At 41.2% G+C, this 23791-nt stretch carries 27 protein-coding genes; all 27 read right to left on the bottom strand.

From position 1 onward, the window contains the following. Window positions 1–250: 250 nt before the first annotated feature. The 27 genes from HY960_01630 to HY960_01500 all read right to left on the bottom strand — a co-directional run bounded on the left by HY960_01630 (window position 251) and on the right by HY960_01500 (window position 23353). The gene (locus HY960_01630) at window positions 251–667 is read right to left on the bottom strand and encodes a type II toxin-antitoxin system VapC family toxin (protein MBI5214433.1); all 417 of its coding nucleotides are present in this window, start codon (window positions 665–667) and stop codon (window positions 251–253) included. Continuing rightward, window positions 664–906, bottom strand: coding sequence for an antitoxin family protein (locus HY960_01625; GenBank protein MBI5214432.1), 243 nt, complete (start codon window positions 904–906; stop codon window positions 664–666). Before HY960_01625 ends, HY960_01630 begins: the two co-directional genes overlap by 4 nt. A gap of 248 nt (window positions 907–1154) precedes the next feature. Next, window positions 1155–1286, bottom strand: a complete 132-nt coding sequence (locus HY960_01620) for a type II toxin-antitoxin system PemK/MazF family toxin (GenBank protein MBI5214431.1) — start codon at window positions 1284–1286, stop codon at window positions 1155–1157. Between the two features lie 3 nt (window positions 1287–1289). Beyond that, window positions 1290–1496 carry a type II toxin-antitoxin system PemK/MazF family toxin gene (locus tag HY960_01615; GenBank protein MBI5214430.1) on the bottom strand — a complete coding sequence of 69 codons (207 nt, stop codon included), beginning with the start codon at window positions 1494–1496 and terminating at the stop codon, window positions 1290–1292. Further along, complete coding sequence (locus HY960_01610; GenBank protein MBI5214429.1) at window positions 1496–1708, bottom strand: hypothetical protein; 213 nt, start codon at window positions 1706–1708, stop codon at window positions 1496–1498. The genes HY960_01615 and HY960_01610 overlap by 1 nt, the downstream gene beginning before the upstream one ends. Before the next feature lie 414 nt (window positions 1709–2122). Next, entirely contained in the window at window positions 2123–2986 is an 864-nt protein-coding gene (locus HY960_01605; GenBank protein ID MBI5214428.1) for a hypothetical protein, read from the bottom strand. 22 nt (window positions 2987–3008) lie between these two features. Beyond that, window positions 3009–4574: an alpha/beta fold hydrolase gene (locus HY960_01600; protein MBI5214427.1), complete on the bottom strand. Its 1566-nt coding sequence runs from the start codon at window positions 4572–4574 to the stop codon at window positions 3009–3011. Next, the gene (locus HY960_01595; protein MBI5214426.1) at window positions 4543–5799 is read right to left on the bottom strand and encodes a hypothetical protein; all 1257 of its coding nucleotides are present in this window, start codon (window positions 5797–5799) and stop codon (window positions 4543–4545) included. Before HY960_01595 ends, HY960_01600 begins: the two co-directional genes overlap by 32 nt. Before the next feature lie 487 nt (window positions 5800–6286). Continuing rightward, complete coding sequence (locus HY960_01590; GenBank protein MBI5214425.1) at window positions 6287–6979, bottom strand: hypothetical protein; 693 nt, start codon at window positions 6977–6979, stop codon at window positions 6287–6289. Window positions 6980–7415: 436 nt separating this feature from the next. Next, on the bottom strand, window positions 7416–8120 hold the full coding sequence (gene rsmI / locus HY960_01585) for a 16S rRNA (cytidine(1402)-2'-O)-methyltransferase (GenBank protein MBI5214424.1): 705 nt from the start codon (window positions 8118–8120) through the stop codon (window positions 7416–7418). A 167-nt stretch (window positions 8121–8287) separates the two neighbouring features. After that, the gene (dut, locus tag HY960_01580) at window positions 8288–8740 is read right to left on the bottom strand and encodes a dUTP diphosphatase (protein MBI5214423.1); all 453 of its coding nucleotides are present in this window, start codon (window positions 8738–8740) and stop codon (window positions 8288–8290) included. 266 nt (window positions 8741–9006) lie between these two features. Next, on the bottom strand, window positions 9007–9924 hold the full coding sequence (gene atpG, locus HY960_01575; GenBank protein ID MBI5214422.1) for an ATP synthase F1 subunit gamma: 918 nt from the start codon (window positions 9922–9924) through the stop codon (window positions 9007–9009). 2 nt (window positions 9925–9926) lie between these two features. Continuing rightward, window positions 9927–11474, bottom strand: a complete 1548-nt coding sequence (locus HY960_01570; GenBank protein MBI5214421.1) for a F0F1 ATP synthase subunit alpha — start codon at window positions 11472–11474, stop codon at window positions 9927–9929. Between the two features lie 36 nt (window positions 11475–11510). Next, window positions 11511–12056 carry a F0F1 ATP synthase subunit delta gene (locus HY960_01565; protein ID MBI5214420.1) on the bottom strand — a complete coding sequence of 182 codons (546 nt, stop codon included), beginning with the start codon at window positions 12054–12056 and terminating at the stop codon, window positions 11511–11513. Between the two features lie 6 nt (window positions 12057–12062). Then, a complete protein-coding gene (gene atpF, locus HY960_01560) occupies window positions 12063–12548 on the bottom strand; it encodes a F0F1 ATP synthase subunit B (protein MBI5214419.1) in 486 nt (161 codons plus the stop codon). 146 nt (window positions 12549–12694) lie between these two features. Then, complete coding sequence (locus HY960_01555) at window positions 12695–12925, bottom strand: ATP synthase F0 subunit C (GenBank protein MBI5214418.1); 231 nt, start codon at window positions 12923–12925, stop codon at window positions 12695–12697. A 163-nt stretch (window positions 12926–13088) separates the two neighbouring features. Next, entirely contained in the window at window positions 13089–14009 is a 921-nt protein-coding gene (gene atpB / locus HY960_01550) for a F0F1 ATP synthase subunit A (GenBank protein MBI5214417.1), read from the bottom strand. A gap of 9 nt (window positions 14010–14018) precedes the next feature. Further along, window positions 14019–14393, bottom strand: coding sequence for a hypothetical protein (locus HY960_01545; GenBank protein MBI5214416.1), 375 nt, complete (start codon window positions 14391–14393; stop codon window positions 14019–14021). A 129-nt stretch (window positions 14394–14522) separates the two neighbouring features. Then, the gene (locus tag HY960_01540; GenBank protein MBI5214415.1) at window positions 14523–14789 is read right to left on the bottom strand and encodes an AtpZ/AtpI family protein; all 267 of its coding nucleotides are present in this window, start codon (window positions 14787–14789) and stop codon (window positions 14523–14525) included. Continuing rightward, on the bottom strand, window positions 14790–15182 hold the full coding sequence (locus HY960_01535) for a polymer-forming cytoskeletal protein (GenBank protein MBI5214414.1): 393 nt from the start codon (window positions 15180–15182) through the stop codon (window positions 14790–14792). Window positions 15183–15197: 15 nt separating this feature from the next. Further along, on the bottom strand, window positions 15198–16100 hold the full coding sequence (locus tag HY960_01530; GenBank protein ID MBI5214413.1) for a M23 family metallopeptidase: 903 nt from the start codon (window positions 16098–16100) through the stop codon (window positions 15198–15200). A gap of 991 nt (window positions 16101–17091) precedes the next feature. Beyond that, window positions 17092–17997 carry a hypothetical protein gene (locus HY960_01525; protein MBI5214412.1) on the bottom strand — a complete coding sequence of 302 codons (906 nt, stop codon included), beginning with the start codon at window positions 17995–17997 and terminating at the stop codon, window positions 17092–17094. Further along, window positions 17994–18980, bottom strand: coding sequence for a site-specific DNA-methyltransferase (locus HY960_01520; GenBank protein ID MBI5214411.1), 987 nt, complete (start codon window positions 18978–18980; stop codon window positions 17994–17996). The genes HY960_01525 and HY960_01520 overlap by 4 nt, the downstream gene beginning before the upstream one ends. Before the next feature lie 84 nt (window positions 18981–19064). After that, on the bottom strand, window positions 19065–19274 hold the full coding sequence (locus HY960_01515; protein MBI5214410.1) for a KTSC domain-containing protein: 210 nt from the start codon (window positions 19272–19274) through the stop codon (window positions 19065–19067). Window positions 19275–19277: 3 nt separating this feature from the next. Further along, window positions 19278–21188 (bottom strand): ATP-binding protein, encoded by a 1911-nt coding sequence (locus tag HY960_01510; GenBank protein ID MBI5214409.1) that lies wholly within the window; start codon window positions 21186–21188, stop codon window positions 19278–19280. Beyond that, a complete protein-coding gene (locus HY960_01505; protein MBI5214408.1) occupies window positions 21178–22443 on the bottom strand; it encodes an SIR2 family protein in 1266 nt (421 codons plus the stop codon). Before HY960_01505 ends, HY960_01510 begins: the two co-directional genes overlap by 11 nt. A 217-nt stretch (window positions 22444–22660) precedes the next feature. Further along, on the bottom strand, window positions 22661–23353 hold the full coding sequence (locus HY960_01500) for a hypothetical protein (GenBank protein MBI5214407.1): 693 nt from the start codon (window positions 23351–23353) through the stop codon (window positions 22661–22663). Between the last annotated feature and the right edge of the window lie 438 nt (window positions 23354–23791).

Below are 23791 nucleotides of genomic sequence, written 5' to 3'. Positions count from 1 at the left end.
CTTGGCAATGAGTGGTAAGAAAGTAGTAGCCGATTATCAAATCGGCAATGACGCAATTACACTAAATGTTTACTATACTTTTTCACACCTACCAGAGGCGGGGTTTTTGCTGGGAAGTCACGCCTGTCTGCTCAATCTACGATACCGTAGGTACGAGTTGTAAACCTTTGGCATGAGACCACTCCGTGACCTTCGCATTCGTGCCACATTGTGGACCGTGACACCCAAGGGAACCAGCGTCTTGTGGTGGTTATGTGTTTAACAAGAGTGGTGTAAATCCCGCCTGACGAAAGTGTTCATCAGAAGTTAACGCGTCCGTCAAATCTTCATCTTTCGTCACAACAAAAGAAATGCAATCCGTTAATCCCCAATCCTTATCTCGGTGCGAGTCATAATATTTTACTGCACGATGGAAGAGAGTTCTATCTACTGAAACAACATTCAGGTTGACCGTGAGATAACAACTATTGATAAACGTTACCGCAACGGGACGGTCTTTCCGGGATAATGCGTTTCCTACCTCCGTCAATACAGCTTCTGTAATCCATACTTCCTTGGCTGATTCAACACGAGAGAAGAGCTCTTCCGCTTTTCGGTGGAATTCATCTCGCGGATTTAACAAAGCAACTATATACGCAGTATCAAGAAAGAAGCGGTCGTTACTCATTCTTTTTCTTCACGCCGTTTAGAGACTCCATACAAATAATGGTCGTGTTCTGCCGACCAATCTTTTGGTCCCTCAATTGTTCCGGTAGTTCTTTTTAAGAACTCCCAAAGATTTTGACCGTTTGCTTTTTCTTTTGTCTCCTCTATGGTAATACGGTAGTGGGAGTTCGGTTGCAAACGCACCGGCTCATCGGGACGTAAAACCTCTCCATCGTACATTGCTGTAATTGTTTGTTGCATAGTTGTCTTTCGTTTTTGCAGTTGTAAGGTACAAATTTCAACTTCAATTTTCAATAGTTCATTTTCAGTCGTTCCCCCCTATACTGAAAGGCCACGCCTGTCTGCTCTATCTATGATACCGTAGGTACGAGTTGTAAACCTTTGGCATGAGACCATTCCGAGATAAACGTTCGCGTCACGGTGTGTACCGTGACACCTAAGGGAAAATTAACTCTCGTTCTACGCTCCGGCGTTAGTACTAGGCGAACTTATACACCGAAATGCTGACGAATGTATCGTTGAACTTCTGCCATCACCATCGGTTGTGCTTTACCGATATAATGGATAAATCTTCTTTTATCAAATGATGATAGTTGATATGTCTTGATTATTGAATCTATAAGCTAACGGTTGATATCATCTTTCACCAACAAAATATCGTATACTTCTTTGCGCTCTATTTTTGTTGATATTGGCATCACGGTTACTAACGGTGAAACTGTTGTCAGTACATCGGATTGAACTACCAAAGCCGGACGTACTTTTCGATACTCTCTCCCGATGCATGGGTCAAAGTTGACTAAATAAATACAACCGTAATGGAGTTCCATTATTGAAGAGTTAAGTAATACTGAATATCTTCTTTACTCAGAAAATCATCACTTTCTACATCATTCAAGCACGCTAATTCATAATCATCTTGAATGAGTTCCTCTTGCTGATTTGAAATTACCGTAACAACTAATTTGTCATTCTTTTTCAAACTCATCGGTTCGTCAAGTCGAATTGTATGACCATCGTAATAAGCATGTGCAGTTTGCATGGTTTTCTCTTTGATTTGTTTCAAAAATTCACAGAAAGAAAATACTTTTTTTTCTAAGGAATTGCAATGTTGGGCGCTTGTTCTATTTGAATATGTACTTCCCGCCGGTGTGAAAACCAAAAGATGTTAGAAGCGAGATATAACCATGAAGATATTGTTGAACGCCATGCCTGCGGCAGGCAGGCGGAGCGTCTGATGTTACATTCCCACGCTGATAACTGATTGGGAGCGTGGGAACGAGGTGAACGAACCTTTACGGTGTGGAAAGTGACACCCAAGAGAAAAGTTTTTAGAAGCGAGACGTTGCCATGAAGATATTGTTGGACGCGGAGCGTTTGAGGTTACAGTCCCACGCTGATAACTGACTGGGGGCGCGGGAACCAGATGAAAATGGCAATATAGAAATTACTGTTTTCAAAATTTTGGAGTGGGTAGACTTCCCGGTCCAGAGAACTTTACAAGGTCAATCTTATTTTCTTTGTTACGTTCCCATTTTTCATTGAAGTACTCAAGAAAAGCTATGAAAACGCCCGTATTAGTTCTCGTGAATTCAACATCAGGTAGCTCGACTGATGCACTAGATAAAAAATAACCATGATGGAGATAATCGTTGTTATCACCAGGATTGTCTAAGATATACATTGGCATGCCAGGCAAATCCTCATAATAACGTATTTCGAGAAGTTCAGTTCGCTTCTTCTTATCTTCTGCTACAATTGCTTGAAAATGGCTTATGTATCCATATATTGCTGGGCGAAAGCTTTTATTATAATCCCATTCCGGACCTATTTCTTCCGCTCGTAGTTTTGTGATTGTCGCGTCTGGATGTGAAACCAAAATTTTTATTTTAACACCCCTGTCAAAGGCACTCCGCATACTTGGAAAGGTTTTATGAATGTCTGGAATTACTGTGTCAAGAATTAGTAATGTACCACCAGGTTCCATATCATTGAATATTTTGTTAAAATCAAGTGGCGGTCCCATCGCTTTGAGACCGTATTTATCGAGATTACCTGTATATATTCCAAATGGTTCAACAATTCTGGATTTGATTAGTGTCTCTGTATCCTCAAGAAAATATTCTAATAAGTAAACTCTGTCAACTACCCCTATTAAAAATGCTGGAATACAAGTAAATGCCAAATGTATGAATAAAGTATGCAAACGCTCATACCTTTTTCTTGGAAAAAGATATGATAACAGAAGGAATATGATAAACACCAGCGCTGAAACCGCGATCAGGAGTACGTTTGTATTGAAAAGTTTTGAAGAATCCATAGTTGTTAGTTTTGTTTAGCTTTTATTTTTGTATTCTAGCTTGCAGTGTGAGTCTATCAATGCAAAAACTTTTTACTTTGCCTTCTTCTATCTCTATCTGAAAATAACTTTTTATTTTCTCATTTGCGTTGAGGAGTTGCCTCTCAATTTCTCGGAGCGTATCCGTCTCGATGTTTGCAACTGCTGCCCATTCAGAAAATATATGTCGTGCTTTATAATAACGAAAATAGCCCAATTTAAATCCTGCAGCACTGAGTAATATTCGCCATGTTGTCTCGGGGTACAAATGGAAGTGTGAGGAATCCTTAAGTTTTTCAATCCCATCAGTAAATAAATATAAGTCTGAAGAATTTGGTGCCGTATTGTCAACAATCACCATAATACCATTATTCTTTAGAACTCTCGCAGACTCCATAATAAATTTTTCAAGATCTGGAAAATGATGTGCTGCGATTCGGGATGTCAATCTATCAAATGTTGAATTAGGGTAAGTAAGTGATTGAACATCTCCTAGTATAGTAGTTACGTTAGATAGTTTTCGATTTAGAATTTCCCGTTCAACAATTTGTAGCATCTTCTTGCTAAAATCATAAGCCAGTACTTCTTTAGCATAGGGAGCGACAGCAAAAGTTGTATGGCCCGCCCCACAACCAAGGTCAATGACTTTCTCTTTTCCTGTAAGTTCTAGTAAATCAACTAACTCATCTAACCTTTCGGTAGCATGCATTGGACTAGAGAAGTATTGTTCTGCTTGAGCAGAAAAGAAAGATTCAACTGAAATTTTAAGAAGCATATCTGCTTTTTTCTTGAGTGTATATACTGCTTGTTGAAGAGTTTGATTTGTTGCCAATGGGTTTTCCTGCAGAACAAAATGAGTACTCGTTCCCTGCACTGATAGTACAGATGATTCATCGAGACCGAGATTTCCCCATAGTTGTGCTTGAAGATGTTTACCTCTATAGTTCTCTCGTGAAATTATCTGGTATGGGCATGAGGTTTTCTTCAGCATTGCTACTCTATCTATTCGAAGAAATTCATTGTACTTCTCAAGTACATCGGTTGGTACAATCATCATTTCATTAATGAGATTAACTGCCCATGTTTCATTAGCGTGAGGATATAACATTTGCTCAAAGATTTGTCTTCTATTATTATCGTCTATCGGACGACCTTTCGAAGCAAACATTTCTGGAATTGGGTATATACCCTCAATTAGAATTAAACCCTTTACCCTTTTTGGCGAATGAAGTGCTAACGATAAAGCTATTGCACATCCCATGCTGTGAGCAATAATGTAACAATCGGGGCTTCCTACTTTATCTAAAACATTTAGAATATCATCAGAAATAATAGGAGGTGTGAGATAAGAACTAGGTGGTAAAGAGTCACCGTGGCCCCATAAATCAACCTCAACGACCTTCCATTTAGATGCAAGTCTAGGTGTATGATATTTCCAAATTGCCTTTGATCCAGCCCAACCATGAAGAAGAAGAATTGTTTCTTGAAATGTATTGTTTGATTCAAAATATAAATGCACATTTAACCTCAAATTATTTTTATTTTCTGTTAAAAAGACTATCCGCGTCATTGAATGTATACTCAATGTTTGTACGCTCTTGCGCTATCTGAGAAACAGATAACTTGATGAATTGCAATCTCTTTTTATTCTGAATTACATCAACAATCAAACTTGCTATAAATTTTACATCTTCTGCATTGTAACCCATTCTTGTAATTTCGCCTGTTCCAATTCTGAGACCTGTTCCTAAATTAAATGGAAGTTGGACACAATTTACAAGTATCCCTACAGATTGAAGTCTATTGAAAATCGTTCTAGTTCTTGTTTTAGAACCAAGCGGGATCCATATTTGATGAGTTTCAGTGAAGTTACGTTCAGGGAAAGCAACATTTATTCCTGAAAAGTGCAAAATCTCTCCAATCATTCGCGCATTTTCTATTGCCCTGAAGGAGTATACGTGACCAAATGTGTTTAGCTCAAGCAAAGAACCTGCTAACGCAGCAATATGGTGAAGATGTATGTTCGATGAGAGAATGGGATGGATAGAATCCTCTACAGATTCAAACTCGTTTTTGTATCCCTTTGAAAAAATTAGTAGTCCTTTCTGTGGTCCGAAAAGGGTCTTATGCGTACTACCGTGTATACAGGCCGCACCCAGTTCAAGTGGATTCGGGATTGCACCTCCACCCACAAGACCCATGATGTGTGAAATGTCGTAGAAAATTGGAACTTTAATTTTTATGGCATCCTTAATTTCATTTACCTGATGAATAAAAAGTGTATGGCTTGAATCTAACATTACAAAACTAGGTTTAGTATTTTTCACGAGCTTTGAAAGCCGGTAAAGATCAATCATGCATGACTTTGGGTCAAAGGGAATATTGCAGGTTTTAACTCCGACTCTTTTTGAAAATTCCTTCAACGCCCAGTGTCCACCTTGCTTCGCATTAATTCCAATAACAGTATTACCAGGCTTTGCAAGCCCCAGGATAATTCCTATAACACACTGATTACCAGATAAGGCTGAGAGACTAACGTACTTTCCTCCAAATATTTTGAAACAAAGATTTCGAGTATATTCTATTAATGGTTTTATGAATTTTTGATTAGGATAATCCCACATACGCCTCTTCGCTCCGCTAGGAATTATGAAATATCTATTACCAAGGTCTGTTTGTAAAAGATTACGAACGAATTCAGATGAAAAATTCTCACTCGCTACAAGTGGAATTACATATTTTCTACTATTTTGATAATTATCTATTATCTTAAGTAGCTTGTGGCTATTGTCCATAATAAACTTGTCCGTGTGGCGGAATTTTTTCTATGAATTAGTGAACGAAAATCCCATTCACCTCTCTTTTTGAAAAAAAAACTCGTAACCATTACTACTTTCGTCTGAGAAGTGAGTGGCACAAATTATTTCCTATATCATCACCACCACGCTCAACTCCAACACCACGCCAACTTCGGATAAAGCAAAAACTCAAAATATTCCCCAAATACACCATAATTGAGGAAAAGAAACCGATTATCCGCTCATACATACACAATATCCTCCTATAGAACCCAAATATCTGTCCATAGAAACCAAAAAGTTTCTTATGTAAGCGCAATAGATTACTATAGAGATGAACATTTTTGTTAGAGAAGTCAAATAGAACGTTATACGAATGGAATAGCCGGCTCATGAAATCAAACAGACGCGTCTCTGCATCCAAAAGATTGGTAGAGAACCGAAACGGCAATTGGTCTTCGCGAGCGTAACGTATCATGAACTACTATTTCGCCGGAGGTGGTTCGGGGGCTTTCGGTTTTGTGCCGGGTTGCGTGAAGCGGAGTCGCTTCGCTTGCTCAAATTTTTTCAACGTCACTTTATCTTTGGCAAAGACCATCTTCGCTTTCCCCTGGATGAAGTCGGCAATCGTTTTCACATCGTTCATCGAGGTGGTGAGTTCTTTGAACGCAGTCGGTATGGTCGAGGTCTCCATCGTTTTTTGTTGTGAGTCTTTCGAGGCGAGATTGATACGCTCATTTGTTAAAGCGTCAAGGTCTTCATCGAGGATTCCTCCCTTCTGTTTCATCGGTGCATTCTCCGGAGAGAAATTTTGTTTGATGTCGTCCGCCCATGCAAGCAACGTCTTGGTCGAGTTGCCGTGGTTATCGCCGACATGAAATTTTTTGAGGAGCGGACTTCGAGCCGGGAAGGTATCCTTCGCCGCCTGCCGAAACGCGTTGATGACAGTAAGAAGTTCTGCACGCGCTTGTTTTTCCTCGCGTGTCAATTCTTCCTTCGATGATTCTGCCGAATAGTACGCTGCGCGTTTCATCGTCATGGTGTTAATCGCCGATGCGTAATTGGCGCGCACCTCGGCAGTAACGCCGCGCTTTTCTAAAACGCTTGCGTATGTTGTACAGAGAGCATCAATACTCCGATACTCGTCTTCTAATCCTTCACTACTGATATTGCTCATAATAAGTTCCCATCGCTTGTAATGATAATAAAATTTTGATGAAGGTTGCCTGCTTCGTACTACCTGACTGCTCTTGCGAAACAGGTTCCCATGTTATCTTGGGTGCAATGTTAATGCTTATTTTTGAAATATCCAAGAATATAAATGACTTTTTTTCACTTTTTTTTTCTTTACGTCCGTATTGCCGAACTACGAAAAGTATCTTTGCGAGACCTCAACCCAGAACGGGTTCATCGTGGAAACAAACCGAAAGATACTATTCATTAGTAATCGGATTTCACCTTAGGGTTGGGGAATTTCCTCATATGGCTGTCCAAAAAGAAATTTCGAAGTTCAGAATTCGTCATTCGACATTCATTATTTACTTGAATGTCGAATGTCGAACAAGGAATATCAAATGATGAAGGGCTTTTGTGATAATCTAATAAACTCCAAACTACTTCTTCTTCCCCGCCCCTTCCACCACAATCACAAACTCTCCTTTCATACCTCGTTTCTCGAAGAAGCGGAAGAGTTCGAGCGCGGTTCCGCGATGTATTTTTTCATCGGGCATGGTGAGATTGAATGCGACAGCAACACGACGTTCGTCGCCATAGACTTCGAGAATATCTTTGAGTAACGGAACAAGTCGGTACGGTGTATCCATGAACACCGTTGTGCGACGTTCGTTTCTCAGTTGACGAAGTTCGGTGATACGCCGGTTGCTTTTGGGAGAGAGAAATCCTGCAAAGAGAAATGCGTCAATCGGGAAACCGCACAATGTTAACGCAGGGAGAATGGATGATGCGCCGGGAATGGGAACAATTTTTATTTTCTGTTCTATTGCTTTTCGTACAAGAATCAATCCGGGGTCAGAAAACACTGGCGTACCGGCATCGGAAATAAGCGCGACATTTTTCCCGGCTTTCAAGTATTCGAGAATGTGAAACGATGCGGCGGATTCATTATGCTCGTTCAACTGGTCGAGTTGTTTTATTTCGATGCCGTAATGTCGGAGAAGTCGTTCTCCTTCCTTTCGCTCCTCACAAATAATCACATCAACCGATTTGAGAATGTTTAATGCACGAATGGTAATGTCGTCGTAGTTGCCGATTGGCGTGGCGACTAAATAAAGTATTCCTGTTTCTATTTGGTTGCTCATTTAATTGTTGTTGATGACCAAAAATCAAAACCAAACTCCGTCATTCTGACGAATGTCAGAATCTGTTTCGTTGTGTGGGAATAGATGCCGAAATAAATTCGGCATGACGAGCTAGGTAGTTTTGCGGACTGATATTTCATTGAGGTTTGCCCATGGAGATTTGTAATTTATTTACCCGTGTGTCCGAATCCGCCTTCGCCGCGGGAAGTTTCGGTCAACGATTCGACTTCCATCAATGCAACATGTGTAACGGGGGCGATGACCATTTGTGCAATTCTATCGCCTCGCTTCACAACAAATTCTTCCTGACCAAGATTGATGAGAATAACTTTCACTTCGCCCCGGTAATCGGAGTCAATCGTTCCGGGAGAGTTCAGTACTGTAACACCGTTTTTCATCGCCAAGCCGCTCCTCGGTCGAACTTGTGCTTCGTATCCTTGAGGAAGTTCAATTTGAAATCCACATGGGACTAATGCCCGCTCGCCCGGTGTAATGACAACATCGTTTTCGGCTGTTGCACGTAAATCCATTCCAGCCGAGCCGGATGTAGCATAAGTGGGTAATGGAACATCTGATGTGGATGCGTTTAATCTTGCAATACGGATAGTAATTGTGTTCAATGGTTCCTTTTATTAATTCGGGAGGAATATAAAGAAATTCCCTTCCACAGAAAAGATGGAGTGTATAGCGAGAAGCGAAGCGACGAGGCCTACAGGGATGACAAGGCGTACGCAATCAGGAATTCCAAATCCATTGTATTTCATTTTAAACATGTCTGGAAAGAAGCACCCTATCAACGATCCGGAACATAAATGCACGAACAAAAAACCCGGCTCTTCATATTTGAAAAGTCGGGTTTCAACTTGTTGCAAGAAAATATTTACAACTAACTTGCCTTCTTCAACGCTTCCGCCCCGCCGACAATCTCAAGCAATTCTTTTGTGATTGATGCCTGACGTGCTTTGTTGTAAGAAAGTTGTAATACGCGAATCATATCAGAGGCATTCGTGGTTGCGTTATCCATCGCCGCCATACGCGCACCTTGCTCTGCCGCGTTCGATTCAAGAAGAACTCGCCATATCTGGAAGTTGAGATGTTTGGGAAGCAATGCATCCATAATTTCTTTACTCGATGGCTCGTAGATGTAATCGATGTGAGATGTGAGATGTGAGATGTGAGATGTTGTTTCAGGAACAATCGGGAGATATTGCTCAATGCTGATTCTTGGTTGAGCGATGGATTTAAATTCGTTGTAAATGATTTCTACTTTATCAAAAGCCGGTTCCTTCGACTGTCCTGATTTGTCAACGGAAGAATACCCGTCAAGAATTTCTCCCACAATCGTCTTTGCTTGCTGGAAGTTGAGCGCGCTGAACAGTCCCGTATGTTTTTCGATAATTTTGTAATTCCGCTTGCTGAAGAAATCGTACCCTTTCTTTCCGATACAGATTAACTTCAGATGTCCGGCTTCGTTCAGGTCTTTGTAGTTCTTGTTGATGTGGGCAACTGCGGCTTTAATCAAATTCGCATTGAACGAACCGCATAATCCTCTGTCAGAAGTGACAACAACAAGTGCAACATTCTTTACTTCCCGCTCTTCAAAGAATTGATTTGTCGTAACATCAACCTTCGAAGAAAGATGTTGAAGAATCTGCTTCATCGTCTTCGCATAAGGGCGCGCGGCAATCATTGCATCTTGCGCACGGCGGAGTTTTGCCGCCGCAACCATCTTCATCGCTTTGGTGATTTTCTGTGTACTCTTCACCGCGCCGATTCGGCGGCGTATGTCACGAAGCGTTGCCATTCTTATGCAACCTTAAATGAAGCGGTAAATTCTTTCGCGATACTTGTGAGTTGGTCCGAAATTTCTTTCGTCAACTCTTTCTTCTCTGCAATCTCATCAAGCAGTGAGCGATGTTTTAATTCCATCATCTCATGCAATTCTTGCTCGTATCTTCGGACATGTTGCAAAGGAATTTCATCAAGAAAACCATTCGTTCCGAAGAAAATACTCACGACCTGATTCTCTACCGCCATCGGTTGATACTGACCTTGTTTGAGTAATTCAACAAGACGAGAACCACGCGTTAACTGTGCCTGAGTTGATTTGTCCAAATCGGAACCGAATTTCGCGAACGCTTCAAGTTCACGATACTGTGCAAGGTCAAGACGCAAACGACCGGCAACTTTTTTCATTGCTTTGATTTGAGCATTTCCACCGACACGGGAAACCGAGATACCGACGTTAATTGCGGGACGTACACCAGAGTTGAACAGATTCGGCTCAAGATAAATCTGTCCGTCCGTTATGGAAATAACGTTCGTGGGAATATATGCAGAAACGTCGCCTGCCTGTGTTTCAATCACCGGAAGCGCAGTTAAACTTCCGCCGCCAAGTTCGTCACTCAATTTGGAAGCGCGTTCGAGCAAGCGCGAGTGTAAATAAAACACGTCGCCCGGATATGCTTCACGTCCCGGCGGACGGCGCAACAACAACGACACCTGACGATACGCCTGAGCGTGTTTCGACAAGTCATCATAAATAACCAATGCATGTCTTCCGCTATCACGGAAAAACTCACCAAGCGTCGCGCCTGCATACGGTGCGATAAACTGCAACGGAGAAGGGTCGCTTGCCGTTGCGGAAATCACTGTCGTGTATTCCATTGCTCCGGCTTCTTCCAATCCTGCAACAACCTGTGCTACAGTCGAACCTTTTTGTCCGATGGCAACATAAATGCAAAACATCGGTTTCACGCCCCGCTTCTTTGCAAGTTCGGTGTGCGTATATTTTTGGTTGATGATTGCATCAATTGCAACAGCAGTTTTTCCCGTCTGTCGGTCGCCAATGATTAACTCTCGCTGACCGCGACCAATCGGAATCATTCCGTCCACCGCTTTGATACCGGTCTGCAACGGTTCTTTCACCGGCTGACGCTGAATAACTCCGAGCGCTTTTCGTTCGAGCGGAGAAAACTTGTCTGTCTTGATTGCGCCACGTCCGTCAATCGGTTGACCGAGCGGATTGATGACACGACCAAGCATCGCTTCGCCGACAGGCATTGATGCAACACGACCGGTTCGTTTTACAGTGTCGCCTTCTTTGATTTTATTCGCTTCACCGAAAATAACACAACCGACATTGTCTTCTTCAAGGTTCAGCACCATGCCGAAAATGTTGTTGGGAAATTCCACCAACTCACTTGCCATGACTTTGGACAGTCCATAAATACGCGCAATACCGTCACCGACTTGCAGTACGGTACCGACGTCATAAACGTCCACTTCTTTTTCAAAACCGGAAAGTTGTTTTCTTAATATTGCAGAGACTTCATCAGATCTTACTTCTGCCATTGATGTTCCTTTTCATTTCCAAAATAGATGTACAAATTATACCACACCCGTTGCAAATCGTTCTGCCAACACTTCAAGTTGGCGACGAACGCTTCCATCAACAACCGTGTCTTCATATTGAACAGTGAAGCCACCGATGATGGACGGGTCTTGTTTCATTTTCAAGCGAATGTTTTTTCCTGTTCGCTGTTTCAATTGTTCGATGATTGCCTGTTGCTGTTCATTGCTTATTGCAACCGCAGACCGAACTTCTGTATTCAAAATACCAAGCCGTTCATCCCGCAATTTATTAAACTGCTGAATGATTTCCGGCAGAATGTTTTCCCGGTTCTTCGTCGTCATCAATTGAAGAAACACCGATGTTGTCTTACTGACTTTACCGCTGAACACTTCATCGAGAACGCGTTTCTTCTTTTCCTTATTAATCACCGGACTTTTCAGAAAAAGTAAAAACTCGCGCGTCTGATTGATGACAGCATCCATCAACACAAAATCATTACTGACTGCATCGAGTTGTTTGATTTCTTCAGCGACGCCGAGTAGCGCCAACGCATAACGATATGCGGCTCGTGTGTTTTTCATCGTCCGTTAATTCTTCGGCAATGATTTTAACACATCGTCAACTAACTTCCGATGCCTGTTCGCATCGAGCGTTTCGTTGAGTATTTTTCCGGCGGCAAGAATTGCCAAATCGGCAACTTCGCCGCGCAGTTGTGCGAGCGCCGCATCTTTATCGCGTTCGATTTCCGCTTTCGCCTGAGAAACAATTGCATGTGCCTGCTTCTTCGCAGTCTCTTCAATTTCTGCCTTCAACTTTTGTGCAAGTTCACGGCTTTCCTTGATAATTTTATGCGCTTCGGTTTCAGCAGATGCTAACTGTTGACGATGTTGTTCAAGCAACCGTTCCGCTTCCGTTCTTCCCTGTTCCGCTTTTTCGATGGAAAGTCGAATATGTTCTTCGCGCTTTTCCAACGCTTCAAGAATCGGTTTCCAGGCAACCTTCTTCAGAACGATAACAAGAAGAACAAACGTTATAGTTGTCCAGACAACAAGTCCCGGATTTATTTCTAACATTGGTATTCCTTGGGTTGATTATTTAAACAATTGACTGCGCCATAGGCGCATCCGCCCTTGGCGGAGATTGACGATGTAATCATTGAGTCATCGAATAAATTATTCAATCATCAATGATACAATCGTAAATGATTCAATCGTCAATGTTATGATTTTGTTGCGAGAATGATGCAGATAACAAGTGCGAAGAACGTTGCGCCTTCGATGAGTGCTGCTGCAATCAACATTGACGTACGAACCTGTCCTGCAACTTCGGGTTGGCGTCCGCTTGCATCCATCGCCGCCGCCGCAAGTTTACCGATGCCGAGTCCGGCTCCGATAACCGTTAATGCCGCGCCAATTCCTGCTGCTAAGTAACCTAAACCTAATGCTTCCATTCTATATCTCCTGATGTTTAATGAATAATAATTATCGAGTTAAAAATTTTAATGTTTATTATGTTCTACATTCTATATTCGACATTCGATATTCATAATTCAAATTAACTACATGGTTAATAATGAATATCGAATTCTGAATGATGAATAATGAAGTTTAGCTTCAATGTCCATGCGTTTCATGCCCATGGTGTTCCTCAGCCGCTTTAATACCGAGTCCCATAAACAATGAAGTGAGCATGGTGAAAATATATGCTTGTAAAAACGCTACGAACAATTCAAGCATGTTGATTGCCGCGACAAATCCAACCGAAGCCGGCGCAATCAAATATGATTTGAATAAGAAAATCAATCCAATCATCGAAACAATGACGATGTGACCGCCTGTCATGTTTGCGTACAAACGAATGCACAGCGCAAACGGCTTGGTGAAAAGTCCGAGAACTTCAATCGGAATCATAATGGGCCACAGCATCGGGTGAACGCCGCCGGTCAAATGCTTGAGATAATTTCCAATCCCACCCGCTTTGATTGCCGAGAGTTGAATCATGATAAATGCAATTACCGCAAGCGCAAGCGTAACGCTGATGTTTCCTGTCGCTGATGCGCCATACGGAATCAATCCAAGCAAGTTCATTGCAAGGATAAAGAAAAACGTCGTGAGTAAATAGGGTAAGTATTGCATCCCACCTTTCCCCATGTTCGGCATTGCAACTTCATCACGGATGAATTGCACAAACACTTCGATGAGATTTCCAAGTCCTTTGGGAACGAGACTCTTGGAATTTTTCCTCGCGGCTTTGATTGTTATAAATAGAAGCAGTGCGGCGGCAAGCCACATGAAGACTACATGCTTCGTTGGCGATAAATCAATCGTCAACCCAGCGATTTCGACTGGAGGAAAATGAGGAAGTTCAAAATGACCGCCCGGATATTCTATCTCGTGCGTATCATTTAAGTGATGAAGCAATTCGGTGAATAAGTTTCCACCCCCTTCACCATGCTCACTTGCTTGCGCGACAGCATGAAGAGTATCTGCCGCGCCATGCTGACTTGTTTCTATTGATTCTGAATTAAAAAACACTTACAAAATTTATTGTTGTCTTACACTAACTTTTTTGTTGATATAAAGAACTTCGAGCGTCAAATAGACGACATAATATATACCGAGCGAACCGATTAATGCAGGAATATTCATCTCTACGAACTTAATCAGCACGACAATGATTCCTGCTAACACAAACATCCGTATTCCAATTCCGCCAAGCACGACTTTCAAAAACGTCGTCGCAGACTTGTTAAACGAATGTTCTATCGCCATATAACCAAGCAACACATTGACCGTTGCCAACACCGCACCAACTACCGCGGCTTTTATCATTTCTCCATCGCCATACACGTACAACGGATAACTTCCGAAGACACTTATACACAGCAATGCAAACAATACCTGCTTGGGAAATGACAAAACTACCTTACGAAATCCGCATGACCGTAAACGGTCACGCTTTTATTAATCAAGTCCAATGAATCGGACTCCAGAAAAAAGTCCCGTTTACGGGGCTTGTTAGGTGTAGCGTTATCATTTATGGTAACGCTACTTTTTCTTTGCTTCTTTCTTACTCAACTCATTCACTTCTCTAATAAAGTGAACCAAACCCGCAGTTGCGCCAAAGAACACACACACAATCATTCCCCACGGCGCACTTTCAAACTTTCCATCTATCCAGATTCCTACGAAGTACATAATCACCACTGCCGCCGCCATCTGTATTCCTGAGCCAAGAAACTGTCCCGACTCACGGAAAGTTTTTCCAAACTTTTCGCTCTCCCCCTTCTTCTTTTCTTCGGGGGGTAGCATCACTTAACGACCTTCTGCTTTCCGCAGTTCAGGTTTCAACTCGACGACACTCGGCATCTGTTTCGCTTCGCCCATCGAACAATTTCCATCAAACAACGCGCCCTCGTCAATCACCAATTTTGCGGCACGAATATCACCACGCACAACCGCTTTGTTCTGAAACATCAACTTTTCCTGTGCGATGATTGTCCCTTTAATCTTTCCGCCAATTGTAATGTTCCGAGCGTTTATGTTCCCCTCGACATCACCCGAAGAACCGATAGAGATATTTTGTGATGCGGTTATTTCACCGACTACTTTCCCGTCAATCTGAATATCTCCGGGAGAACGAAGTTTTCCTTCAAGCACAGTTCCGAGACCAATCAGGTTGATTCCGGCAGATGGTTCATTTTTCATGGCGACTATTCTTTCTTATTGAATCGTGTTCATATAATCCAATGGATTTAGTGTAACGCTGTTCTTCCACACTTCAAAATGAACGTGCGGTCCCGAACTTGCGCGCCCGGTATTCCCTAATAATGCAATACTTTCTCCACGCTTCACACTTTCACCACGTTGCTTCAACAAACGTTTATTATGCTTATACACAGTCGTGTATCCGTCACCATGCGCAACAATCATCGTCCAACCATCATCATACGTCCAGTCTGCGTACAACACACTTCCGTGCGCCGCCGCTACGACCGGGTTCCCCTCTTTTGCTACCAAATCAATTCCAAAATGATTTCCATCCATGTCAAACCCGCGGGTCGTATAACCAATCACCGGCATCGCCAACGGAAATCGAAACTCTTCGTTCACCGTAGAACTATGAATCGAACTGAACCTACTACTCACTGAACCTTGAGTCTGCGCAATTCTTGTTTTTTCATGTTCCTGTACAACCAACGAAGTCTGTATCTGCTTCTCCGGTTGATTGTTACTGATTGATTCCTGACTCACGCTCTCTTTTCCCTGCTGATTTCCATTCAAGCCCACATTTTCACCGAGCGCTTTCCGCAGTTGTATATTATACAACTGCAATGTATGAACTTCATTCATCAACGAAGTCAACTCGGTCTGTATTTGCTGAACTCGTTGACCGTACAACTGTTCAATTTCCGGCGAAGCGAATTGCAGATACGTTCCGAGAGGAGTATAAACAATCACCGCAAGAATGCTAACCGCAATAAACGCAATCGCGCTCACAACAATCCCAATAATTCCAAGTGAATTAACACCAAACGACCTCGATTTCTTCGATTGGTCGCCCGGGACAAATACAATAGTATAATTATCTAAGCCTTTACGGCGAGGGGCATTTTCAGCAGACATCAGTTATAACTCATCTACGACCCGTAGGGTAGAGCGCAATTCAGATACCATTTTCCTAAAAAGTCGGGCAAAATATAAGCAAATGCAGAGTGATTTCAAAGCCACCGTTTTTGAATGTTCAATGTCCAATTTCCTTCGACACTATTAATTTCTCTCCCTTGAACGATTACCAATCTTAATTGTCTTGTCTAAAGGTGCAACTGCTGGTAGAATAATATTTCTAACGTGGTTGCCTATAACGTATCTATCAAAATTCCTTAGTGATAGTGCTGCCGAATGGTCATTGCGAGAAGAGGAATAAAGCACGCTTTATGAAATAATGTGAATGACATTGTGCTCTTTACTACCAAACCCAGCCTCTCACTCCCCTTCCCTTGTGTAAGGGAAGGGGATGGGGGATGAGTTAGATACAACTGAAACGAGCAGAATCAATTCTCTATACTGTATGTCATTAGCAGCGTAGCGAAGCAATCTCACTATCGAAAGTAGGACAGAATGCGGACCCCCTCTTTCACTTCAAGTAATTGCTCCAATAATTCAACCTCCTACAACTCATCATCCATGCTCCGATGAGAGAACTACACCACACCAATCATAAGTTCACCCGTTCAGTCCATTCCTTCATCGTATCTGGACAGACATTCATCGTATAAAGAACAATCTTCTTCCAAAGAAGTCACTCATTCATCATAAAAAGAGGTCTCTTCATCCATCCGAGACGCATCTTCACTCAAGAAAGAACAACCTTCACTCATAATAGACGGCTCTTTCACGTACAAAGACAAATTTATTTCGCACAAAGATTTCTCTTTCACTGACAATGTTGTTTGAAATTCATCATTTCCTTCAAAAACATCCCAAACAGTACTTTACTTCTGCGTTTTTGATATGGAAATGAAACCATGCAACGTGCTTACCACTAATTATCTAATCAAAAACTGTCACGCCTGCTCCCGATATCAATCCGGGAAGACTGCTTTAAATAGCAACATCATCTGTTCTTCACAAACCTCCATATATCCTCAACAAGCAAATTATCAAATGTTTTGATGTGGTCTTTCAAAATGCTTTCGGTTCTCATGTTGGGTCGGATGTCACAATAATACACTCCGTCAAGAGGATTAAGTTTTACAGTGTAACCCTTGAAGTGTCCGGGAAGAAACGTTGAGTTAATTCCGTACTCATTTTCTTTCCTTGTATTTTTTCTCTGTACATCATTTAAAAAGATTGCAATATGAGGGGTTGCTTTTTCTGTCAGTTTGTTATAGAGAAATTTATCAATGAATATTTTATCAAGCCGGTCTTTGCTTGATGTTTTTATTGACCCGATAACCTTCACCTCATTTGCTTTTTCGATAATCAAGTCGTGCTGATAACTCATGGCAAATTGTGGCTCGCCTTCCACAACCACAGGAACTTGTATTATATCTGCTTTGCACGGGATTCCTATTTCACGAATGATTAAGCGAATAAAATGCTCGAATAAATCACCGTTTAATTTTCGTGCTGTGTTCGATTGTCCGGCTGGCAATCCATCTAATGCAGAACCGATGGATTGCTGGATTGTGTACGTTGAGTTGTTGAGAATCTGCCTTACCGCTTTATCTTTTTTGTTGATGGTCTTAATACTTCTCAATATTTTCAAAAACTCTTTTGAGGTTTTTGAAAACGTTTTTGCCTCGTACATCAATGTTGAATTGATTGGTCTCGTAATTTGAAAGTTGCCTTCCTTCTTGTATTGATAGAAGCGGTAATGGTTTTCGTTTTGTGAAACAATAATCGCCTGCAAATTATCTGCAATGTATTGAAGGTAATCATCACAGAAGGCAATGTACGATTTCAACTCGGCGAAATTGGATTTATCTTTCGCCTTGGTTACAAGTTGTTTTAGATTCATCGGATGGAATTTCTCCTTTTTGCGTTTTCCATATCGTACGTAATCCATTTGTCAATATTCCAATCCTCCACAAGTTCTAAACGTTTGACAGCCCAATCCAAATACTCAATTGATAAATCGCAAGCCAGCCATTTGCGTTGGAGTTGCTCTGCACAAACAGGAGTTGTTCCGGAACCGCAAAATGGGTCAAGCACGGTGTCACCGATGTTGGAAGATGCAAGAATGATTTTGCGCAAAAGTTCTTCCGGCTTTTGTGTGGGGTGTGGAGTCTTTTCGTGCATACCGTTGCACGTTGTCGGTACTTCGATAATGTCTTGTGGGATTTCCAAAACATCTTTTGGTTTTGCGCCGAGTGGGTTCGGTTCCCAAATATGGTCTCCGTTTTTTCCTTTTCCATATTGACTCGTTTCCGCTTGCGGATGACTCGGATACTTCAAGGTATGTTCGCCGTAGGGAATGCGGATACTGTCAATATTGAAGGTGAAGTTTTTTGTTTTGCGGAAATGCAAAATACTCTCGTGACTTCGTCCCCAATCCTTGCCAAGGTTTGCTTTGTTTTTGTAGTGCCAGATAATCCACCGGCACGATTTGAAATGTTTTGATGCCGGATGTTTTATATCTGCAAGAATTTCAGAAAAGCCACAAATGAAAAGTGTTCCGGTCGGTTTCAACACTCTTGCCGCCTGTTCAATCCACTGCATCGAAAACCTGATGTATTCTTCCTGACTTTCAAAACTATCCCACTCTGCCTTTTTGATATTGTATGGCGGGTCGGCAAAAATTACATCAACACTTTCCGACTGTAACGATTTTAACCACTCGATACTGTTCCCTTGCCAAAGTTCTCCGTGTGGGTGCTGATAAAACAGGCGCGGTTCTTCCTTCTGCGGTTGTGATGGTTCCACAAACTGTTTTTCTCCTTTAACTTGAAGTTCTCCGAAGAAGATTGGGAGGGACTTGTTTCGTGTTAGTGGTTTACGCATTACTGCAAATTGTTATGTCTGTGCTAATCAATTTTGAAATCATATTATTTTTACTTAATTGGGAATAGTTAATAAAACTAAGAATCAAATTTTCACATAACGGTAATAACCTTTTATATTTTGTGCAAAATATTGTCCTTTAGAACCTGAATCTCTCAATCCTTCATACACATTTAAAGGAACATCGAAATATTGGTAAACCGCACCACTATGAAATTCTATTTCAAGTGTGTTTGAATCTTCATCATATCCTATTGATGAAATGTTTGTCGAATCAACTTGTGTTCTTTCCATGATTTATTTTTTCTTTTTTGTTGATTTAATTTTTCCTTCTCCCTTAAAAACTTTTGCCGGAAATGGATTTTGCGCTCTCCAAACCTCTAAAAATTCTTCAAAGTTTGGATTCGGTTCCATTGGTATTCCCCAACCACCGGGTTGCCATGAATCTTCTGTCGGCTTCTCATCATAAACAATTGGGTCTTGACTGTTTGGTCTTTTATCTTTGGGCGGTGCTTCAATAATTGTTCTCATTGGCAACTTTACTGCTTCACCAACAATTATTGCTTCGCCAGTTCTAAGTATAGGTAACATATTTGTCAGTCCATCTAAATTGTCTGGTAAGGCAGCCGTGATATGCCCTCTGTCTGTTGCATTAGCAAGTCGCATTGCGAAAAATGTTCCACATTGCGAAAGAATCGTTGAGTTTATTTCCGAAGGTCTTTGGCTAACAATCATCGCTCCGATACCATACTTCCTGCCTTCCTTTACAATTCTTTGCACAACACTTGAAGCAATGCCCTTGAAATTGTCGTTTAGATAATTGTGTGCTTCTTCCATAACAACTAATAAAGGTCTTTCTATACCGCCTTGAGATAATCGTCTCGACCAAAACAAACCCTCATAAAGAACTCTCAATAGAACTCCGACAATTGTATTAAGAATATCAATTGGCACACCTGACAAATCAAGAATCGTTATTGGCTTGTTGCTGCCAATCCATGCTTTTAATAATGAATCAAGGTCGTTGTCAACTTTACCATCCAGTGCAGGAGTAAATTTTCCTGGGCGAAAAAGGAAATCGTAACGAGGGATTCTAAGTTTAGAACCAAGTGTTTCAAGCTGTCCTCTAATATTTAAAGTGCTTGTTCCATATTGAATTTTTTCTTCATCATCTTTGACATTTTTTACCGGCTTGAATCGTGGTGGTGTTGCAGTTGCCGCATCACCCTTCAATTCATTTCCGTCTTCATCTTGTTCGTATGCCCAATTTTCTTTTAGCGGTTTCTTTCCTTTGTCTGAATAATATGTAAAGAATGTTTCGTTCCATAGTTCAAACCAAAGTTGATTTAAACTAAATGGAATTGGACTGTCAACACTAATAGTTTCTTTTATAACTCCATTCTTTGGATATTTTAAAAGTGTTTTTTCTTTTTGACCAATTACCCTTTCAATTAGTGCACTTCTGTCTTTTTCGTTTCCAAATTCACCGAAAGAAATTTGAGTGAGTTCATCAAAATTTAAAGCCCAATAAGGAATGTATAATTCATTCTCTTGGCTCTTTGTGTCTGCATTAACTTTAAAAATGTTTGCTCTGCCTCTGAATGCCTGACCGTATTCACCGTGAATGTCGAGAATTATTATTCGTGCTGACGGATAGTTTTTTGAATCTGATAGTGCTGACAATATTCCTGCAACTGTTGTTGATTTTCCTGAACCGGTAGTTCCGACAATTGCACTATGTCGAGTTACGAGTTTATTTACATCAACTAATGCCGAAATAGATTCTGCTCCTGCAATGTGTCCAACTTTTACAAAGTATGGTCTGTCGGGCTGACCGTAAATTCTTTTTAAATCAGATTCTGAAACTAAATGAACTTCATCTCCAATGGTAGGATATTGAGAAATTCCTCTCTCAAATTTTCCGTTTCGTTGTCCTTCCCCTACCAATTGAATTGTGAACCAACGATTGCCGTAGGGTTGATTCATTACTTGATTCTCAGGAACCGCACTTGCACCAACTTGAGTTACTATTCCAAACAAATCAATGTAGCCGATAGGGATTTTCACAAAGCTTCCAATTTGTCCGATGCGATAACCTTCTCCATCAACATAAGTCAATCCCGATAGAGATTCATTTGCAAGCGTAACACTAACTGTTGTTCCGTTTACATCTTGGATAGTCCCTAAAAATGTTGACTTATTTTGCATCGTCTATTTTGAATTGTTCTTTGCCAATCAATTCTTGAAGGAAGTTTCCAAGTTTCGCAAAATTTCCAAGTTGCAATTGATAATGATAGATTGTTGTATCTACGGTTGCTGGAGCAACAGCTTTTATAATTTCAGGAGTTTCAAGAATTGCCTCTCCTAAATTTTCATCGGTTAAGGTATCTCGACTTGTTACCTTCCATTTTCCCTGTTGACCACCGATAACCGCTTCATCAAAAGTCCATGCGCTTAAATTAAATCTGCTTTTTGCATATGAAAATGCTTTCTCGTAACGAGGAACTATTTTTCCTGCTGCATCTTTGTAAGAGTATGTGTCGTGAAGCAACGCAATAACCATTGCTGTCGGATTTGCTTTCAATGCGTTCACGATTGTATCGTTCAAATGAGTATCACCAAAGGAATATCCGCTTGTAATTAAAACGGCTGATGTCTGTCGGAGAAAAGAATTTAGTCGGTCAATCAAAGCTAAATATGGCATCTTTCTGCTTTCGTCATACTTCAAGTGGGACGGATGAATGATATAGGAATCACTTGAATTAACATCTGTGGAGCGATAGACTTCCTGTTTGGAATTAAGAAACCAATTTATTGAACCATGAACTTTCCAAAGCCGTGTCCAATGCTTTGGAATAAGAGTATCTTCTATTGCTCTTAAATCAAAAAATGGTTCTCTTGAACCAACGAAGCCATCAAAGTAAGTAACACCAGTTTCCTCAAATGCTTGCTCAGTTAGTAAATCGTAGTTAGTGGTAAAACATTCAATAGGAGAATCTCTGTCAATCAAATGTATCCATTGTGCCAATTGATGATAAGGCGTATCACGATTGGGTAATGCAACATTTGTTTTCTCTACGATTTTTTTACAGATACCTTTTTCTAATTCAGTCAAATCTTTTTCAGTCAATCCTCTTACATCTGTTGCTCCAACTGAAACTTGTTTCAGTCCACGAACAAAACTTAAAATATCCTCAATGTTCGGATTCTTGTTACCAGTTTTAAGTAGCTCGTCAAGCAATAAGTCAAAATTATTTTTCTTCTTCTTGTCTTTCGATTGAAGCTCTTCGCTTACAAATTTTGTAAGACCAGCAATGTCTGGAATGAGAGGTGGTTCCCCTGTTGGCATTGTTACAGCTAAAGGACAACCTGCAGCAAGAAAAAAGCCGAGAGGTTTTTTGTTTTGTGAAAGTGTTTGTCTTAAATATTTTAGTTGTCGTAATGGGTCGTGGTAAATAATCATGTTTGTCGTTTACTTGTGTGATTCGGTCATTATTACACTGATTTCATTGCGTACAAAGCATATTCATGAAGACTTATTGGTTTGACACAATATACACCATTCACATTTTCCATCAAACAAAAAAAGTTATCAGATGGTCTCGTCGCGGCGAAATCCATCTTTCATCATAATAAAAATGGAGACCACGCTCTCGCGTAATCTCCATTCAGTTCACATTTTACCTTCCTGTTTCCGGTGGCTTCTCATCATCCCCCGGTTTCTCTTTCGCATATCTCAATTTCCTCGCGGCTTTCCATTGCTTCAATTTATCCTTCTCCTTTGCGAATTCAATCTCCGCTTTCCCGTGGATAAAATCAGCCTGCTTAACCGCCGCCGCCATGGCTTTCTTCACCGCGGTAGTCATCTCCGGCGCTTCTTTCTTCCGCTTCACCTCCTGTGCAGTATCTTTCATTGTCAATGCGGCTTCTGCGTCGAGAAGTTCGGTATAATCTTCTTCCAAAATGCCTCCTTCTTCCATCAACGCCGACTGATACTTCGTCCAACCATTCTTGATGTTCGTAATTGCTTCCAGCATTTTCGGAGTCGAATTGGTTAACGTTACTCCAACGCTAAACTCCTTCAACTTCGGACTCTTCGCGCCGAACACATCCTTTGCCGCTGTCCGGAATTTGTTAATGGGAATGAGCGCTTCTCCCCGCGCTTTTTTCTCATCGACCGCAGATTGTTTCTTATCCGACCGCGTACCTACCGAAGAAGATTTACTCACCTTCATTGCATCAATGTTTGTCGAGTATGTGTCGATTCGTGCTTGTGTGGCTCCTCGTTTTTCTAAACGTGATTTATCTGCCAACCACAATTCTTTCACAAGACTATGCTCTTGTACTAAACCATAAATTGTTGGATTGCTCATAATGAACTCCTTGAGATAATTGTTTGAAAAAATGTTGCACACCGCCCTCAACTGCCATCAAGCGGAATGCATTGATTACATGCAAATTGTAACAAAAATCATCCAAAGTTCCAAGAACAATTTTGTGAAATTGCTTTTTATTTCACGCACTTTCTGCATCAAAAAATCAATTCAACTCAACCCTGAATTGTATATCATGAGCGTGTTGCCGAATACCGAAAAGTGTCTTTGCGAGGAGCGAAGCGACGAAGCAATCCCGCATTTCGTTCTACATTCAATAGTGAGATTGCTTCGCTGCGCTGCTAATGAACACTCACCATAGGAACAAGGTTAAATCCTAAAGACGTAGCTTTTTTCTGGAGGATTCGCAGTTGAGAGATTTGTACTCGTTCCTGGTATTTTGCAATACCCTGCTCAACATAATCCATCCCTTTTGTC

This window comes from Ignavibacteriota bacterium, assembly GCA_016212665.1.
Classification (GTDB): Bacteria; Bacteroidota; Ignavibacteria; order UBA10030; family SZUA-254; genus FW602-bin19.
This window is presented reverse-complemented; position numbering and strand designations above follow the sequence as displayed.